We start from the raw sequence: 18,307 nt of genomic DNA, 5'->3' as shown, positions 1-18,307 counted from the left end.
GGCACCACAAGGATGTCGAATGAATGATCCGGGGACTATGTTGATCATTCCGGCACTTTATGCCGAAAGTATGGAGGGGATATTCTCCACATCCTTGAGATGCAGGAAACAGTCTTGAGGCTTCCAGAAAGCAGGCATCATCCATGCTATCCAAAGGGGATGGACTGTCTAATCCGTGTTTACTTTACAGCATGGACTCCTGACTTGCTTCCCCTCCTCATCCGGCTAGTATCTCTTTCCCTCAACTATGGCCACCCAGACTGCTCCTTCTGCCAAATCCGCTGATGCTCCGATTAATGCGAAACTGACCGCTGCGGACAAGATTGAACTATACCGGAAGATGGTGCGGGTGCGTCGCTTTGAGCAGGTTTCATTGCAGCATTATCAGGCGGGTCGCATGGGTGGTTTCCTTCATCTTTACATCGGCCAGGAATCTGTGGCGATCGGCTGCGTTTCCTTGATGGGTGAAAACGATCATGTCATCACCGCTTATCGCGACCACGCGCACGCGCTGGGAGTGGGCATGTCCATGAATGAGTGCATGGCGGAACTTTTTGGAAAAGTGACTGGCTGCTCGAGGGGCAAGGGTGGATCGATGCATTACTTTGCGCCGGATAAAAATTACTGGGGTGGTCACGGCATTGTGGCTGGCCAGACTCCGCTGGGTCTTGGCCTGGCCTATGGTTTGAAATATCGCGGCCTCAAAGGAGCGGCGCTTTGCTTTTTAGGTGATGGTGCGGTGAACCAAGGTGCGTTTCATGAATCACTGAACTTGGCCGCTCTCTGGGATCTGCCGGTCATTTATGTGATCGAAAACAACGGTTACTCCATGGGCACCAGCCAGGAGCGTTCTTCGGCTTACAATGAAAATTTGGCGAAGCGTGCTGAAGGATACGGCATGGCCTGGGATTCGTTTGTGGGTGAAGATCTCTATGACGTGCGCGCTCGCGTGCAGGTGGCGATTGACCGTGCTCACAATGAGAGTAAGCCGACGATGCTGGAAATCGCAACCTATCGCTGGGAAGGTCACTCGGTCGCGGATGCGAACAAGATGAAGTATCGCACGAAGGAAGAAGTGGAACGTTACCAGAAGCAACATGACCCGATCCAGGTGTGGAAGCGCAATCTGCTGGAAGAAGGTGTGGCGACGGAGGATGAGCTGAAGAAGATCGACCGCGAAGCCCAGGCAGAAGCTGAGGCATCGGCCGAGTTTGCGAAAGCGAGTGCTTATCCGGAGCCAGAGTCGATTTTCGAAGATGTGTACTGGGAAGTGGACAACAAGACGGAAGCAGGCGCGACTGGCCGCCACTTCTTCAATGATTGACACGCTTTTGGTTAGGCAGAGCTTTGTGACCGGGGTTTGGACTATCCCGGCATAAAAGTATCCGATTCGGGCATCACGTCAGAAGAAAGGTTGGCAGGTTTCTGCCGTATTGAGTAAGCTACGATTTACCGCGATGTGCGGATAGAATCCGCGCGTCCGTAACCTAACCCAAACTTCGTCATGAATCCAGTCAACACCAGTCGCCGTACCTTTGTGCGCGGCACCATCGCCGGAGCCGCCGGCCTTGCCACTTTGCCCACCTGGGCGAAAACCATCGGTGCGAACGATGATGTCCGCGTGGCCGTCATCGGCTTCAAGTCCCGTGGCTCAGGCCACATCAACAGCCTGCTGAAAATCAAAGGAGTGCGTATCGTCGCTCTGTGTGATGTGGACAGCGAAGTCCTGGACAAGAAGGTCGCCGAGCTGGCCAAGAAAGACGTCAAGGTGAAGCCTTATAAAGACTTCCGCGAGTGCTGCGCAGATCCAGACATTGATGCGATCACCATCGCTACACCGAACCACAGCCATACCCTGATCGCCCTGACGGCCATTGCCGCTGGCAAGCATGTGTATGTGGAGAAGCCTGTGTGCCACAACATCTGGGAAGGCCGCAAGCTTGTTGAAGCTGCTGGTATCGTGGAGAAAAAAGGCCAGGTGGTCCAGCATGGTATGCAGCGCCGCTCTGACCTGGGCTGGGCAGCCGCCATGGAATATGTGAAAAGTGGCAAGATCGGCAAGACGGTGCTGAGCCGCGGGATCAATTACAAAGCACGCCAGAGCATCGGTAAGGTACCAGCTGCTGTGGCGCCGCCTGAATCTGTGGATTACAAGCTGTGGTCTGCTCCTCGTGCAGAGTTGCCACTTCACCGCCAGAAGTTCCATTATGACTGGCACTGGCAGTGGGCTTACGGCAATGGCGACATTGGCAACCAGGGGCCTCACCAGCTCGACGTGGCCCGCTGGGCACTGGGTGATCCAACGGAGCTGCCAAAACGCGTGATGAGCCTCGGCGGCCGCTGGGGTTACGATGACGATGGCGAGACCGCGAACAACCAGATGGCATTTTTTGACTATGCTGAAGGCGCGCCTTTGCTTTTCGACAACCGTGGCCTTCCGATGAAGGACATGAACTGGACGAAAGGTTTTGAACCCGTTTACCGCATCAATGGCAAGACATCCGCTCCGCGTATCGGCAACGTCATTCATTGCGAAGGCGGCTTCATTGCAGAGGCGAAGGCCTATGACAATGACGGCAAGAGCATCGAGAAGTTTGAAAACTTCCAGGACGGTCCCGACCACATGCTGAACTTCATCAACTCCTGCCGTGCAGGTAAGCTGACGAAGGATGTGCTCCATGTTTCCCATGGTTACCATGCGGCAGCCCTGGCTCACATGTCCAACATCTCCTATCGCCTCGGCAAGGAAATGTCCAACGACCAGATCAAAGAGCGCCTCAGCAACAGCAAGGCCGCCCAGGAGACCTTCGAACACTTCGTGCAGAACCTCGTGGACAACAAGATCGACATGAATGCTGAGAAGGCATCCGTCGGTCCTTGGCTGGAATACGATCCGAAGAGCGAGAAGTTCACCGGTGAGTTCGCTGACGAGGCCAACAAGATGGCGATGGAAGAGTATGTGCCTGAGTTCGAGCTGCCTAAAATCAGCTAAGCTGGCCTAACCAAATCTTGAGAACGCGGAACCGGGAAACTGGTTCCGCGTTTTTTGTGTGGAGGCTTGACCGATGTTTGAAGGGGGTTTCGGCAAGCTAGAGTTCTAGACTACTTTGGCTCTGGAATGGCCAGATTGAGCTATGGCATGAAGCTGCCGACGACCCGAATAGGGGTGTCCTTTTTGAGGGAAAAGATCTCGGAACTGGCGGCGCGGGGATCGTTGTGAAAGCGATCAGCGAGGTCGGCGGTGAATTCTTCGAGGGCTTCGGGTTTAGCAGGAAAGATGAATAGAGAGTGGCGGTCCGGGATGGCCACCCAGACTTCACTGCCGAAGAGGGACTCGAAGATGAGGGGCAGGGAAGGGGCGACGAGGAGGGACGCGATGAGAGGTTTCTCACTGCGATAAACGGCATAGAGGACCTTGCCCGCATCATCTTTGACGAGATGGGGCTTTAAGGAGGCGAGACGGATATCGGCTGCTTTTTTGGCCCGCTCCGTAAAGGTGGCGACGCTGAGACCGAGCTGTTTAAATTCCTCGCTGGAGTAGGCCATGATGCCGGGCACATCGGTGAGCTCTTTAGCGGGTGTCAGGACGGTTTTTTCTGCGCCTTCTGGGCTAAAGGAGAAGTTGTTTCGCAGGACGGCAGGCTCTGGAAGCAGCAGCAGAGTTTCCAATTTTCCTGCCACTGTCTGGGCCGTGAGAGAGGAGGTAAAGGCGAGGGCGGCAAAGAGGAGGCTTTTCATGGAGATCTGCCGGAAGAAAACGGGCTGGCGGTGAATGGAGCACGTGTTTCATCTCTGTGCCAGCATCAAAGGCCTTGCGCTGGGGGAGCGACACGGCTTCATCTCGGGATGATCGCATTTCTTCGTGGCAAGCTCGCTGAAGCCCATCCTCATCAGGCCATTGTGGATGTGGGAGGGGTGGGTTATGCAACGAACATCCCGCTGACGACTTTTGACAAACTGCCGCAGCCTGGCGGGGAGGTGAAGCTGCTGACACATCATCACGTGACGGAGCGGGAGCATACGTTGTTTGGTTTTTTCACCAACGATGAGCGAGATCTTTTCCGCCTGCTGATCGACCGGGTATCCGGGATCGGTCCCAAGATGGCGCTTTCTGTCTTGAGCGGAATGCCGGTGCCTGCCTTTAAAGATGCGGTGATCCGCAATGACACCGCCGCCCTGGCTCGGATCAAAGGGGTGGGGAAAAAAACGGCGGAGCGCATTGTCCTGGAACTGAAGGACAAGGTGGGCGTGGTGGATGCGTGGCAGGCAGCGGAGGTAGCCCGTGGAGCGCATGACCCGCGCCAGGAAGCAGTGAGCGATGCGGTACTGGGATTAATCGCGCTGGGTTATAAGCAGAGCGATGCGCAGAAGACAGTCAATGAACTGGCGAAAGCTGCTACCGAACCTGTGCGTGCGGATAAACTGATCCGGGATGCGCTGCGCTCGCTACAGTGAGGCGGATCACCAGCCGAAGATGATGGGGCCAGGGACAATTTTGACACCTCCAGTGCCAAGTGGATTACCCTTGGTTTCCTCGATGCTTTCCACCACGTTGCCCTTGAGGTTGACGCTCATGCTGCCGGTTTCCACCTTGATATAAACGACGGTCTGCACAGGCCGTCCAAGGCCGTCGAAGCCTGTGTTGTATTGGGGAATGCGATCGTAAACAATGTATTCGAGAGTCTCCTCACGGCCTGAAGCACTGACTTTGCTGGATTTGCGATTGGGCTTGCCCAGGCTGGCATGAACTTCCTCGCTGGTCATACCGAGGGCGATTTGTTTGGCGTCAATCAGAGCCTGGACTTCAATCTGACGCTGGTGAAGTTTTTTGAGATTGGGGACCAGATTGGGATCGGGGGATAGCAGGTCTGGCTGGCGTACCCACCCGGACACATCTCCATGGCGGGCACGTCCACGGACGCGGTAACCGTTATCGGAAATGCCGACGAGTTTCACCAGGGTGCCGGGGGCCATGCTACCAATGGCCTGCTCCATGGTGGAGCGGGTATAAACAGGGGATTCCTGAAGCACCTTCAGCATCACCGGTCTTTTGAGGAGGTCCTCGACATCCATGGTGCCTGGTTCAGGGGCAAGAAGGGAGGATTTACGGGAGGAAAGCTGTGCAGGCGCTTTGCTGGCAAGGATCGCCATGCTGAGAACCAGGAGGGTTAGAAGGGCCTTTTTCATGACGTCATAAAGACTACGCAGAAGAGACGTCCGGTGGAAAGCTTTTGTTCGACGCCCGTTCGCTTTCGCGTATCCGTGGGCATGCCCAACGGACCTCTTTCGACCAAACTCTTTGAACTGGCCAAGCAATACATCCCAGGTGGAGTGAACTCGCCTGTACGTGCTTTTCGCAATGTGGGGGGGGATCCTTTTTTTGTCCGGCGTGCTAAAGGCTGCCGCATCTGGGATGTGGATGGGCGGGAGATGATTGATTTTGTCGGCACCTGGGGTCCAGCAATTTTGGGGCATGCACCCGTTTCAGTCATCGAGGCCATTCATACAGCGGCCAAGGACGGCGTGAGCTTTGGCATCCCGAATCCGTATGAGGTGGACATGGCGCGGACGATCTGTGAATGGGTGCCATCCATTGAAAAAGTGCGGCTGGTGAACAGCGGCACAGAAGCGACGATGTCCGCCATCCGGCTGGCGCGCGGATTTACTGGGCGGTCGCGACTGGTGAAGTTTGACGGTTGTTATCATGGTCATTCTGACAGCCTGTTGGTGGCCGCAGGCAGCGGTGCGCTGACACATGGTCATCCTGACAGTGCCGGTGTGCCTGCGGCGTTTGCGGAGCTGACCAGCGTACTGCCTTTTAATGATGTAGAAGCTCTGGAGGAACTTTTTGCGGCCAAGGGACACGAAATCGCCGCTTTGATTGTGGAGCCTTATCCTGCGAATGCGGGACTCATTTTGCCACAGCCCGGGTTCCTGCAAAAGCTGCGGGACATTACCACGAAGTATGGAGCGCTGCTGATTTTTGATGAAGTGATGACGGGCTTCCGAGTGGCCAAAGGGGGCGTGCAAGAGCTGGAGGGAGTCATTCCGGATCTGACCTGCCTGGGCAAGGTGATCGGTGGGGGTTTGCCAGTGGGGGCGTTCGGTGGCCGGGCGGATATCATGGACTATCTTGCACCTCTGGGGCCGGTATATCAGGCAGGCACCCTGAGCGGAAATCCGCTAGCCATGGCAGCAGGTCTGGCGCAGTTGCGGGAACTGGACCGGCAGCAGGGTTATGCGTATCTGGAGGAGATTGGGCAGGTGATGGAAGATGCCGTGCTAGATGTCCTGAAGCGCAAGGGGCTGGGTTATCGCTGGTATCGAAAGGGCAGCATGTTCTGCCTATTTTTCACCGAACAAGAAGTGCGAAATTTGCAGGATGCGAAGACCTCTGATCTTGCAGCCTTCCGTAAATTTTTCCATCACTGCCTGGACAACGGCGTGTACTTTGCCCCCAGCCAGTTCGAGACCGGTTTTATCAGCATGGCGCATGCAAAAGCGGACATGGAGCGGACTGCGGAAGTGGCGGCGGCAGCGCTGGCGGCTTTGTAGAAAGGGACAAACTTTGAGCAATGAAACGAGGATCCAAATCGCTGATGCTGACCTTCCTTGTTTGCATGGTCATGTTAATCATCCTCTCACTAAGCGACGGCATTCCTGCCTTCGCTAAACTGGCGCTGAGTCACCAATATAGCTTTGCCATCTTCTTTCTTTTGGGACTTCAAGTTAGCGTGGTGGCAGTGATGACTTTTAACTGGGTTGGAGGCAACGATACCTTCGCATTGGAATGACGATCCTAGGTTTGGCTCAAGGCGTTGTTGTTGTTCTCGCTGCCTGGCTTGGAGCAATCGTTCATGATGGTCTTTGGAAGCTCTCAAACCCTTAACCAGTCTGAGTGGGAAAATTTGTGCTTAAAGTTTTTCTCATGATAAAATTCTGCTATGCCTCAGCTCACCATCAATCTTCCTGATGACTTGATGACGTTCGTGAACCGGAAGACGAGCGAGGGCTATGAGTCGCCAGAAAACTATGTCCTCTCGTTGCTGGAAATAAACCAGTGGCAGGAAGAACATGCGGAGGAGAGTTTTGCGGATCCGCAAAGACAAGCGCTTGAAGACATTCTTGAAGAGCGGGACAAGGGACCTTTTATTCCTGTCTCTGAAAACCTCACAGAAATCGTCATGGAGAAAGTCAGGCAACGGTTGCTTGTTCAAGGGCGTCATGCGTGAACCTGTCAAAGACATCCATCCGGATGTTATCGAACTGGATCTCGTAGAGGTTGCTTCAGCCATCGCGATGGATACATGACTGAGCACCGGCGGCAGTAACAGACTTGTCTTTTGGGATGCGTCCGCTATGAATGGCCATCATGTCTGAACCCCGTTACGCTGTCGCCCAACTGGATGAAATCACGCCGACGCCTTGCCCCTGTGGACAGGCGCGGCGGGCCTTCAAGGAGCCTTGGAATACGCTGGCGACGGTGCATCTGACGGATATCCATGCGGATGCGAAGCTGCACTATCACAAGAAGATGACGGAGATCTACATCGTCCTGGAAGGCGAGGGTTATCTGGAATTGGATGGGGAGCGGATTCCTTTGAAACCGATGACGTCGGTGATGATCCGGCCGGGTTGTGTACACCGGGCAGTGGGGAACCTGCGAATCATCAATGTGCCAATGCCGCCGTTTGATCCGGCGGATGAGTTTGAGGTGGAGGGATGAGGACTCCGCTTTCGAGTGTTTTATACCAAGCTGAAAATAAGGGAGACGAAAGAGTGGCGGGGGTTTGGCGGGCTAAAGCTCTGGAGTACTTTGGCTGCGCCTGTCTCAAGTGCCGTCCAGCTTACCGGATAATTCTCCTTTTGGTTAGACTCTATCGCCGCATTCCCTGGACACGGGATTGCATTTCTTCGAGCACAGGGGCGAGCTCCATCTTTACTCGAGTAGGGGCTTCGCGAAGGAAGAGGATGGGATCCTCGGCGATCATGAACTCCATGAATTCGCGGTCCTGGTCGGATAGACGCTCGCCGTCAGCGGAATTGCCGCGAAGGTTTTTGAGGTCGTTGCGGATGCGGCCGACGAGGCGTTTGCGCTCCTCTTCGGGCATGAGTTTGAGGCCCTTACTGATTCTTTCAAAGTAGGGTTCAACAGTGCGGTCCACGTATTCTTTTTGCTCTTTCTCGGTGAGGCTGGTGAAGAATTTGTCGAGTGAATCCTGGGCGTCTTCGCGAAGGCTACGACGCTGCTGAGCATCCAGGCGGTTGAGGTTGATGATGACCTCGTTGAGGTGTTGCTGGCGGATTTGGGCGGAGACTTGGGAGCCGTTAGACCAGGGAGTTTCCTCGACCAAGGCAATGACTTTGGCGGGCCAGGAAACGAGGTGATCCGTCTTGCGCATGACGATGGCGACAGCAGCCCAGATGAGGGCGAGCAGCACGGCGACCGTGGTCCAGATGCGGCGCGGCTTCATGACTTGGGCCTGAAACGCTTGGAGAGGATGCCCATGAATTCACCGGCTTCCTGGACGCGTAGCATTTGCGTGACAAAGAAGTAAACGAAAGCGGCGACCGCGATGGTGAGACTGAGGGTGCCTGTGCGGGTGATGAAATTCATCTGGTCCCAGCCGGTGAGAATGGTCATCTGGGCACCGACGCAGACGGCGGCCATGAGGGCACTACCGGTGATGAGCTTGGACAGGGTAAGTAAGAGAGACTTCGTTTCCAGACCATGGGCGAATTTGCGCATGCAGAGGTACAGCGTGGTGAAGTTGGCGGCTAGGCCCACAGCGGTGGCCCAGGCAAGCGCGGTATGATCCCAACCGAGGATGAAAACAGTGGTGTAATTGAGAGCCAGATTTAGCAGGATGACGCCGATGCTGATCATCAAAGGGATGAAGCGTTTATCGATGGTGTAGAAGGCAGGCTGGAGGACTTTGATGGCGGAGTAAAAGACGAGTCCGAATGCATAGGCCTGCAAGGGGCCCGCGGTCATGGCGACATCGTGGGCAGTGAATTTGCCATGTTCAAAAAGGATAGAAATGATGGGCTGCGCCAGGATGGAAAGGCCCACGGCACAGGGCAGGGTGAGGAAGAGGACGAGGCGCAGGCCTTTGGCCAGGGCATTGCGAAAGGCCGGAGACATGCCTTCCGTAGCCAGGCGTGAGAGCATGGGCAGGGTGACGGTGGCCACGGCGACGCCGAAGAGGCCTAACGGAAGCTGTTGCAGACGCTGGGCATTGGCTAGCCAGGCGAGGGAGGATTCTTTCCCTGGTGTATAAGACGCAAAGATGGAATTCAGCAGGACCGAAATCTGGGTGCCACTCGCGGCGAGCATGGAGGGCCACATGAGGCGCAGAACATCGCTCACGCCGCTATCCTTCCAGCCGAAATCCAGGCCGAAGCGAAAGCCAACCCGGCGAAGAGAGGGAAGTTGTACCAGGAGCTGAAGCACACCGCCGATGAGGGTGCCGATGGCAAAACCAGTGAGGCCTTTTTCCGTGATCTCTCCTGCGCGGAAGCCAGGATCAATGAACCAGGCCAGGGCGACGCCTCCGACGATGCAGCCGAGATTAAAGAAGGCTGAAGCCACAGCTGGGATGAAGAAGACCTTCTTTGAATTCAGCATCCCCATCACCAGGGCGGTGACAGAAACGATGGCGATGAAGGGATACATGATCTGCGCCAGCCAAGTGCCGAGGACTTTGGCCTCCTCAGACAATCCGGGGGTGAGCAGACGAAAGAGCCATGGAGCCAGCACCACGCCGGCGATGGCGACGAGGGTCATGAAGCAAGCGGCGAGGGAAAGCATCTTACGCCCCAAAACCCAGGCGGCCTCGTCCCCCTCATTCTTGATCTTTTTGGAGAAGGTGGTGACGAAGGCGGTGGACAGCGCGCCTTCGGCGAAGAGATCCCGCAGCATGTTCGGCGTGCGAAAGGCGGCGGTGAAGATGCCCGCAAAGGCGGAACCAAAGAGGCCATTGAGCAACTGGTCACGCACCAGTCCCAGCACGCGGCTGCAGAGGATGGCGATGGAAACGACGCTGGTACTGCGTGCCTGGGGGCCGGTGTCCTTTTTTTCTTCAGTCATGATGCAAATGCGGCGGCACCTTCGTTGGTGCCGCCGCTCTGGCAATCACATTCCTGAAAGGGTTGGTTACGGGTCGGTCAGGTTGGGTGCCCACATGCCTAACTCTTTGGGGCTGGGAGTGACGCCGTCAGCCGGGAAGGTGGTCTTGACGATGCCTTGGAGCTGGGTGGATAGCTCAGTGACGGTGGCGGCATGTTCAGCCTTGTCCGCGAGGTTGGTGAGTTCTTTGGGGTCGGTGTCGTGATCGTAGAGTTCCTTGCCCTCTTTACCTTCATTCCACTCGGTGTAGCGCCAGCGCGGGGTGCGGAGGGAATAGCCGAAGATGCGCTTACCCACGGCCCCAACGGCCGGACTGGCTCCTTTCTTTTTGCCGCCGCCGCCGCCGCCCCCGCGCATGACTTGGCTGATGACCCAGCCACGACCTGGGGCCTTGGGATCCTTGAGGATAGGAACGAGGCTCTGACCCTGGAGATTGGCGGGGGCCTTGACGCCGCACATTTCCGTCAGCGTAGGATAAAGGTCAATGAGGCCGGCGGGAGCCTGGGCCACGCCGCCTTTGGTCACGCCCGGCCCTGCCATGATGAGAGGAACGCGGGCGCTTTCTTCAAAGAGGCTCTGTTTCTGCCACAAGCCGTGCTCACCCATGTGGTAGCCGTGGTCGCTGGTAAAGACGACGATGGTGTTTTCAGCCAGGCCGAGGCGGTCCAGGGCATTGAGGACAATGCCTGCCTGGGCGTCCATAAAGCTGATGCTGGCATAGTAAGCCTGGATGGCTTGGCTGCGCAGGTCATCGGTGAGGTTATCCTGCTCTTTTTTATAGCTGCCGAGGGCGTGGGCTGGGAGATCGGCTTGGTCTTCTTTCCAGCCTTGGACGACGGGCATCTGCTCTTTGGGATAACCTTCAAACCAGGTTTTCGGGGCGATGTAAGGGGTGTGCGGACGGAAGAAACCGAGGGCCAGGAAGAAGGGGCGCGATTTGTCCTTGGCGCAGCGTTCCAACACCCATTCCGCTTCACGGGCCATCATGCCATCGGTGTGCTTTTCATCAGGATGCGCGGAGGCGTGCCAGCTAAGGGTGCCGCCATAGCTGCCGGGGATCAGGCTGAAGGCCTCGTCCATGTCCTGCATGCGATCCACGCCGGTGGGGTTGATTTCCATTTCCCAGGAGCCGGGGTCATCGTGACCATTGGTGCCGATGGAGAGAGGGACGTTGTAATGGTAAAGCTTGCCGATGCGGGCGGCGAAGTATCCCTCCAGCCGAAAGGCCTGGGACAGACTGTGATGGCTGGGGATGGTCTGGCGGAAGATCTGGCTATTGGCGAGGATGCCAGTGGTGTTTGGGTATAGACCGGTGAGCATCGAATTGCGGCTGGGTCCGCAGAGGGGAAACTGGCAGGCGGCATTTTGGAAACGCACGCCGCGAGCGGCCAGCTTGTCCAGATTGGGGGTCTTCACCAGCGGGTGGCCGTAGCTGCCCAGACTGGCATTGAGGTCATCTGAGATGATGAAAAGCACATTTGGACGACTGTTTTCAGCCGCTTTCAATGCGGTAGGAGCCAGCAGGCCAATGCATAAAACGGATAGGAATGGACGCAGGGACATCATAGGTTGGGAAGGGGATGAAACCGGCGCTGAAACGCTGAGGCCGAGGAGTTTCTGTCCGCTGATTGCCAAAGGTGCGGGTCCTGGACTGGCGTGAGAAGCTTTTATTCTCCAGGTAAAGCCGTCTGGTAACGCAGGGCTTCGGCCTGGGCAGAGGGGTCCTTTTGTTTAGCCAGGCTGCGGACATAGTCCTGAAAAGGCTCGTTTTCCTGGGGGGAAAGACTGCGGGTTTCAGGGGTGCTGAGCAGCCAATGAGCCCAGCGGAGGGCGGTCGAGTCTGCAGCAGACTGTTTTTTGGGAACCTTAGCGAGTGCGTTGTGCACTTGTACCAGACTGAGGGTCTGTGATTTGCCGTCTTCCGAAAGACGGCGATGAGCCAGTGCCTCCGCCAAATCCAGAAACCACTCTGGGAGGCGATCTGGAATCTCTGGCATGGGCAGTGAAAACCAGCCCTGGTCCTCCATGCGATAAACCATGCTTTTTCCATCGATACTGATGTGGATTTCCGTCAGGCCGCTGCCCTGGCCCAGGCTGGGGGTGAGGCAATCCCCGGTGCGGGTATCCCAGACATGGATTTCACCTGCATCCGTGACCGTGACGAGCTTGCATGCATCGTCACTGAGGGCGAGTGCATTGACAAAGGCTTCATGACGGATGGAGATGCCAGTGGGTTTGCCAGTCACCACGTCCCAGAGGCGTACTTCCTGGTCGCGCCCGGAGGTGGCGGCGAGGTGGCCATCTTTGGAAAGAGCCACGGCACCGACTGCAGGGGGATGAATGAATGAAGGGCCTAAACGACGGAAACCGGCCTGGATGTCATGGACGGAGACACGCCCTTCGGGATCTGCGGTGGCGATGAGGTTGCCAGCGCGGTTCCAGCCACGGGTGTTTGCCTGCTGGATTTCTTGAGGTGCGTCTTTTGGAAGTGCAGGCAGTTCCAGGTAGGATTCCTGCGGTGCAGCCAAGTAGCGGCGGGTGGTCATGCGCCGGTGGCTGCTCCAAACCTGGACATTGGGCTCATGCCGCTGGGCAACGATGAGCATGGAGCCATCGGGAGTGATGCTGACCTGGGCGATGCTGTGACGCAGGCGGTGCTGAACCCGCTCACCTGTGAGGGTATTCCACACCTGCATTTCCCCATGGCGCGAGACACTGGTGACGAGCCCCTGCTCAAGAGCTTGTGAGGCGACGAGGACCTCGCCATCATGAGCTTGTGCGGGAGTGCGTGGCTGGCCTTTAGTCAGATCCCAGGCATGGAGATAACCGCGGCCATCGCCCACCATGAGGGTGGTGGCGTTGGCATTCATGCTCATGCAGATAACAGCGGAGGGATGGCCGAGGGGGGTGAGGAGCTCAGTTTCCGTGCGGAAATTGCCCACGTGCACAGTCCCGGAATAAAGGCCGACGGCGATCATCTCCCGCTCCCGATGCAGGGCCAGGGAGGAGATGCTATCGCTGGTCTCAAAGGGAGAGCCGAGGGTCTGCCCGGTGCTGAGATCCCAGATGGAAACACGGCCTTTAGTTTCCTGAGTTTCCACCGACTGCGCGGTGGCCACCAGGGTGCCAAGGTAATCCAGCACCAGGAGATTCACGGGAAGTTCTGCTTCTTTCAGCACTAAGCCGGGGCGGTCCAGGCGATGTGTATCCCACACCTGGATGGTCCCGTCCTCAGCCCCGGCGGCCAGGATCTGCCCATCTCCAGAGAGTGCCATGCTGAGCACGGGCTGAGGGAGCTTCGGCAGCAAAGGCTGGCGTTTCCCATCGATCAAAGATCGCAATTCTACCTGGCCGTCATCCATGGCTATGATGGCGTGGCGACCATCCTGGGTGACGGTGAGACAGGTAGCGAACACGCCTTTGGGCAGGGGGTAATCCGTCCGGTGATGGGTGGCGGTGTCCCAAATGCTGAGCACGGATTTGCCGGGAGACGATGAGCCCTTGGATTTCAAGGTGGAGACAGCGACGGCTTTTCCCGTTTGCTGGCTGAGGGCGACGAGGTGTGCCTCCTGGGCACCTGAGGGGAGCGGCAGCTCCGGCGTCAGGGGATGGAGGAGATGCGTGTGCTGAAGCAGGCTCAAGAGGCTGGTGGCGGCCAGGGTATTCCCGGGATCGGTCCGCAGGGAGCGGGTCAGCCAGGCGACGGATTCCGTATAATCGCGCCGCTCAATGAGCTGCCGGGCCATCACCTCATCGGAGCGTGAGTATTCTTTTTTCAGGCTGCTACCGGCCTCTTCAGCGACCACGCGGTTTTTTTCTGCCTCAAAGTATAAAGCGGTGCTGGTAATGCCACCCGCGAGGACGGCCAGCGCGATGGCCACGCCGGCGGCCACGCCAAACTGATGCCGACGAACAAACTTTTTGATGACATACGAGCGGCTGGGCGGGCAGGCGCGGACGGGCTCATGGCGCAGATAGCGGCGGAGGTCATCGGCGAGGTCATCGGTACTTCCATAACGGCGTGCGGGGTCGCGCTCGAGGGCTTTGAGGACGATCCAGTCCAGGTCACCTTTAAGGGAAGGTTCACGGGAACTGGGCTTGGGCGGGTCGCGCTCCACCTGGTCTCGCAGGATCTGGTGCAGAGGTTTCTGCGCCACGTCCATGGGCGTGACGAGGGCCTTGCCCGTGAGCAGCTCCATGAGGATGGAGCCGAGGGCATAGACGTCTGAGCGGGTATCGACGTGAGAGCTGCCATGCTCGATCTGCTCGGGGCTGATGTATCCGGGCGTGCCGACGAGCTGGTCCATGCCGGTGGCCAGGGTCTGGCTGGCATCCTTTTGCTCCAGGACTTTGGCGATGCCGAAATCGATAACCTTGGGGATGGGCTGGCCGTTTTCCTCCATGACCATCACATTGGAAGGCTTTAAGTCACGGTGGATGATGCCCTTTTGGTGGGCGTGATTTACGGCCAAGCAGACGGGGATGAAAAGCTCCAGGCGCTGGTTCAGCGTGAGTTCCTTTTTGGTGCAGTAGCTGGTGATGGAGCGCCCGCGCACTAGCTCCATGACAAAGTAAGACTGGCCCCGCTCGGTTTCGCCGGCGTCCAGCACGCGGGCGATGTTGGGATGCTCCATCAGAGCCAGGGACTGACGCTCTGTCTCAAAGCGGCCGATCACTTGCTGGCTATCCATGCCCGCCTTGAGGATTTTCACGGCCACCAGACGCTGGATGGGGTAAACCTGCTCAGCTTTGAAGACGAGGCCAAAGCCACCTTCCCCCAGTTTTTCCAGCAGTCGGAATTTTCCTTCCAGCCAGCCGTCATTGTCCTTCAACAGATCTGCCGAACGTACTCCGCTTCCACGCGTACGGGTGAATGGAGCCTGCGTCAGACTGCTGCGGATGCTATCCACAACGATCGTCAGATCCGTCGGCACTTCGGTCTCGTGCTCGGGATTTTCAGGAGATGATGGGGACGACGGGCTCACGGCAGGCAGTTGTTATGCCTCAAGCATGCAGAGAACCTGCGCGCAAATGAAGTTCTAACAAACATCGCTGCCAATTGTCATACGCCGTCAGCGCGGGATCAAGGGGAGAACGATGGCGGACGGATGTTCCGCGTCGTGATGGATGGTGTTGATCGCAGTTTCCATGCGGCGGTTGGCATTCAGGGGTTCTCCAGTGTTCGGGTTCACGTCAAACCGGGGAAAATTGCTGCTGCTAATGTCCACACGGATGCGGTGGCCTTTTTTGAAGACGTTGGCTGTGGGATAGAGGCGGATGGTCACGGGGTAGATCTCGCCCGGCGTCATCATTTTCTCTTTCTTCAGCGAATCGCGAAACCGGGCGCGCAGGATGCCGTCGGTGATGTTGAGGTCGAAACCACCTGGCCAGTCTGCACTGGCGGGATAGACATCTACCAGTTTGGCGGTGAAGTCCGTATCGACAGCGGTGGAGGATATCCACATCTTGACCTCCACTTCGCCGGTCACTTCCAGGTCTTCGCTTAGCGGCTCGGTTTGGAAGACGACGATGTCGTTGCGGGCGGAGAGGGGAAGGGGTTTCTGCCAGTTCCATACATGCTCGCCGCCACGTTGGTCCCAGGCTCCTTGGAGAAGGATGTCATCGCCGCTGGAAATGCTGCCGCCGATGGTCGGGACAGGGTTTTTGGGATCGAAGGTATAGCTTGTGGCAGATTTCTGAAGGGAGGGTGGGGTGGTCGTCGCGTGGCCTTCGGAGGTGAAATAATATTTAGTTAGGCGGGTGCGGGCCAGCGGCCATTCATTTTCTTCTCGCCACTGACCACCATGATAAAGCAGACCCTTTTCGGTTTTGCTGCCGTCTCCAGTGCCCATGACGAAGAGACGTACCTTGGTGGCAAAGGGTGCAGATTTGCCCACGCTGTTGTCCAGGCCTTTGAGCCAGTGGTCATACCATTCTTTGCGCCAGGCCAGTTCATCAGGGATGGCAGCTTCGGGACCGAAGTCCACCTGGCCATGGCTGTGGCCTGCCTGCTTACCATGAATCCAGGGGCCCATGATCAGATAAACTGGGCTTTTGAGGGTCTTGCTGAGGATGGTGAAATTGGCCGTGGTATTGCCAGCCCAGGAATCATACCAGCCGCCCACAAGGTAAACCGGGATGTCCTTGTAACTGTCGGCGTTTTCCAGGATGTTGTTTTGTGCCCAGAATTCATCATTGGCACCGTGGCGCATGGCATCAATGAGCCAGCTTTCATATTCCGGGGCATGCTTCAACGGAGTCATGCCGGGACGCAGGGGAAGGTGTTTCAGGTATTCATGGCGGTTGTCTACCATCTCTTTGAGCATCGCGGCGGTAGCGGGATCCTGGGAGGCGACGCTGCCTTTGGCGGCATTGAGCATGATCCAGTTCCAGAAGCGCATCTCAAAGGCTCCGGCATTGCGCATGGACTGGGCACCGCCGTTAGAGACGGCATCCACCGGGATGACGGTGGTGAGCTCAGGAGTACCCTCCAAGGCCATGGCATGCTGGGTACCTCCGACATAGGAGGTGCCGATCATCCCAATCTTGCCATCACTCCATGGCTGCTGGCCGATCCACTTCGCGCAGTCCACGCCGTCCTTGCCGTCATCGGTCATCCAGTGCCACACGCCCTCGCTGGCATAGCGGCCCCGGCAGTCTTGGGCCACAAAGACATAACCATTGGCAGCGTAGTACATGCCCAGCTTTTTAGCCCCGTCTTTGTTGTAAGGGAGGCGGGTGAGCACGACTGGATAGCGGCCAGTTTTTTCAATTCCATTCTCCGCAGGCAGGTAAAGATCCGTCGCCAACTTCACGCCATCACGCATGGCCACCATGATGTTGGTTTTGACCACGATGTCCTGACCCAGCAGTGAAGTGCTGAGGAGACAAATGGCAAAGAGGAGGCAGGGCAGGGGAGAGCGAAGTGGCATGGCAGCAGACTACGGAGCCATGGGGTGATTTTTGTGCCCAAAGCGCTCAGGGGAGGGAAAGTATCAAAGCTCGTCACAAGAAGGAAGGCAGGGAATAACCAACATGCCAGCCCTTGCCTTTCGTCTTACTTCTGCCGAATTTGGCTGCATGCTTGATGCTGATGTGGCGGCCCATCCCAACGATGCCTATTTCAAGGCGGTTTTCTCTGTGCCTGAAAATGCGGCGGCATTTTTCCAGCGCCATCTTCCGACGGAAACTGCGGCTCTTCTAGACTGGCCGTCCTTAGCGCCGCTGCCCGGTTCTTTTGTCAAAGGCAGCCTCCAGCAGGCGCATTCGGACTTGGTTTTCTCCGTTATGGCTGGGCAGCGGGATGTGCGCCTTTACCTTCTCTTTGAGCATCAAACTTCGGTGGACCCTGCCATGCCGTTGCGTTTGCTGGCCTATATCACGGAATTGCTCTTGGCCCATGAAAAGCAGCATGGTCTGCCCCTGCCGCCGGTCTTGCCCTTTGTCCTCCATCAGGGTCCAGACAAGTGGACAGTCTCCACGGTGTTTAGCGACCTTTTTAATCTGCCAGAAGATCTAAAAGCGGCCCTGTGCCCATTTTTGCCAGAGTTTCACCACGGACTGCTGGACCTCACGCAATTCAACCCAGCCGATGAAAAAGATGAGGGGCCGCTGAGGATTGTGCTTCAACTCATGAAGCTTGCACGCCAGAAGCGGTTGCTGGATTTTTTCGACTGGCTGGCGCAGGAGTTTGTGAGCCAGATCGCAGATTCGTTGCTGCGGACGAGTTTGGTCTATGCCTTCAACGTGGACAGTAGCCTTGACCTGGAAGAGATCGCCCGTAGAATGGAGAGTAACCGCACGTTGCGAACACAAACCATGTCCATCGCACAAAAACTGATTGCCCAAGGCCGTGAAGAAGGCCGTGAGGAGGGTTATGGCCAGGGCGTGTTGAAGACGTGTTTACGGCAGGCCCGGAAGAAATGGGGTATTCTTTTAAATGAGACGGTTACTGGGATTGAATCGCTAAGCTATAGCCAGTTGGAGCAGCTTTCAGAAGATCTTCTGGATCTTGGAACAGAAGCAGAGTTGCAGCAGTGGATGAAGACGCAGGCGTAGCGCTAAGGCGTGAATGCCCACGAGCCGGATTGTCGAGCCAATGGGTTGGTCGGTATCAAGAGTGTTAGGGCTAAGAAGCCCCATCGGTGTATTGGGAAAGCATGATGGGCGCAGGATACG

At 56.9% G+C, this 18,307-nt stretch carries 15 protein-coding genes; 8 read left to right on the top strand and 7 right to left on the bottom strand.

The genetic code is table 11. From position 1 onward, the window contains the following. The first annotated feature begins 247 nt into the window (after window positions 1-247). Both pdhA and EI77_RS18900 read left to right on the top strand, forming a co-directional pair. Window positions 248-1,324, top strand: coding sequence for a pyruvate dehydrogenase (acetyl-transferring) E1 component subunit alpha (gene pdhA / locus EI77_RS18905; protein ID WP_133796870.1), 1,077 nt, complete (start codon window positions 248-250; stop codon window positions 1,322-1,324). A gap of 180 nt (window positions 1,325-1,504) precedes the next feature. Then, window positions 1,505-2,992, top strand: a complete 1,488-nt coding sequence (locus EI77_RS18900; RefSeq protein WP_133796869.1) for a Gfo/Idh/MocA family protein — start codon at window positions 1,505-1,507, stop codon at window positions 2,990-2,992. Window positions 2,993-3,132: 140 nt separating this feature from the next. Here EI77_RS18900 and EI77_RS18895 read toward each other — a convergent pair whose 3' ends face one another. Further along, window positions 3,133-3,738, bottom strand: a complete 606-nt coding sequence (locus tag EI77_RS18895) for a hypothetical protein (RefSeq protein ID WP_133796868.1) — start codon at window positions 3,736-3,738, stop codon at window positions 3,133-3,135. A gap of 108 nt (window positions 3,739-3,846) precedes the next feature. On the opposite strand from EI77_RS18895, the gene ruvA reads away from it, so the two are divergent. Beyond that, the gene (ruvA, locus tag EI77_RS18890; RefSeq protein WP_133796867.1) at window positions 3,847-4,455 is read left to right on the top strand and encodes a Holliday junction branch migration protein RuvA; all 609 of its coding nucleotides are present in this window, start codon (window positions 3,847-3,849) and stop codon (window positions 4,453-4,455) included. A gap of 6 nt (window positions 4,456-4,461) precedes the next feature. On the opposite strand, the gene EI77_RS18885 is transcribed toward ruvA, so the two are convergent. Then, complete coding sequence (locus tag EI77_RS18885) at window positions 4,462-5,187, bottom strand: hypothetical protein (RefSeq protein WP_133796866.1); 726 nt, start codon at window positions 5,185-5,187, stop codon at window positions 4,462-4,464. A gap of 81 nt (window positions 5,188-5,268) precedes the next feature. On the opposite strand from EI77_RS18885, the gene hemL reads away from it, so the two are divergent. The 4 genes from hemL (at window position 5,269) to EI77_RS18865 (ending at window position 7,726) form a co-directional block, all read left to right on the top strand. Next, a complete protein-coding gene (hemL, locus tag EI77_RS18880; RefSeq protein ID WP_133796865.1) occupies window positions 5,269-6,555 on the top strand; it encodes a glutamate-1-semialdehyde 2,1-aminomutase in 1,287 nt (428 codons plus the stop codon). Window positions 6,556-6,575: 20 nt separating this feature from the next. Beyond that, window positions 6,576-6,794: a hypothetical protein gene (locus EI77_RS18875; protein WP_133796864.1), complete on the top strand. Its 219-nt coding sequence runs from the start codon at window positions 6,576-6,578 to the stop codon at window positions 6,792-6,794. Window positions 6,795-6,944: 150 nt separating this feature from the next. Beyond that, complete coding sequence (locus tag EI77_RS18870; RefSeq protein ID WP_133796863.1) at window positions 6,945-7,232, top strand: hypothetical protein; 288 nt, start codon at window positions 6,945-6,947, stop codon at window positions 7,230-7,232. A 140-nt stretch (window positions 7,233-7,372) separates the two neighbouring features. Then, entirely contained in the window at window positions 7,373-7,726 is a 354-nt protein-coding gene (locus EI77_RS18865; RefSeq protein WP_166647364.1) for a cupin domain-containing protein, read from the top strand. Between the two features lie 151 nt (window positions 7,727-7,877). Here the strand turns inward: EI77_RS18865 and EI77_RS18860 are convergent, their stop codons facing one another. The 5 genes from EI77_RS18860 to EI77_RS18840 all read right to left on the bottom strand — a co-directional run bounded on the left by EI77_RS18860 (window position 7,878) and on the right by EI77_RS18840 (window position 17,061). Next, window positions 7,878-8,474, bottom strand: a complete 597-nt coding sequence (locus EI77_RS18860; protein WP_133796861.1) for a hypothetical protein — start codon at window positions 8,472-8,474, stop codon at window positions 7,878-7,880. Beyond that, entirely contained in the window at window positions 8,471-10,090 is a 1,620-nt protein-coding gene (gene murJ / locus EI77_RS18855; RefSeq protein ID WP_133796860.1) for a murein biosynthesis integral membrane protein MurJ, read from the bottom strand. The genes EI77_RS18860 and murJ overlap by 4 nt, the downstream gene beginning before the upstream one ends. Window positions 10,091-10,156: 66 nt before the next feature. Further along, window positions 10,157-11,695, bottom strand: a complete 1,539-nt coding sequence (locus EI77_RS18850) for a sulfatase (protein ID WP_133796859.1) — start codon at window positions 11,693-11,695, stop codon at window positions 10,157-10,159. A 101-nt stretch (window positions 11,696-11,796) separates the two neighbouring features. Further along, a complete protein-coding gene (locus EI77_RS18845; RefSeq protein WP_133796858.1) occupies window positions 11,797-15,114 on the bottom strand; it encodes a serine/threonine-protein kinase in 3,318 nt (1,105 codons plus the stop codon). 87 nt (window positions 15,115-15,201) lie between these two features. After that, a complete protein-coding gene (locus EI77_RS18840; protein WP_133796857.1) occupies window positions 15,202-17,061 on the bottom strand; it encodes a CocE/NonD family hydrolase in 1,860 nt (619 codons plus the stop codon). 103 nt (window positions 17,062-17,164) lie between these two features. On the opposite strand from EI77_RS18840, the gene EI77_RS18835 reads away from it, so the two are divergent. Then, window positions 17,165-18,187, top strand: coding sequence for an Rpn family recombination-promoting nuclease/putative transposase (locus EI77_RS18835; RefSeq protein WP_133796856.1), 1,023 nt, complete (start codon window positions 17,165-17,167; stop codon window positions 18,185-18,187). Window positions 18,188-18,307 lie beyond the last annotated feature (120 nt).

Source organism: Prosthecobacter fusiformis (assembly GCF_004364345.1).
GTDB classification, from domain to species: Bacteria; Verrucomicrobiota; Verrucomicrobiia; order Verrucomicrobiales; family Verrucomicrobiaceae; genus Prosthecobacter; species Prosthecobacter fusiformis.
Note: the sequence above shows the minus strand (reverse complement) of the source record. Positions and strands in the feature narration are given on the sequence as shown.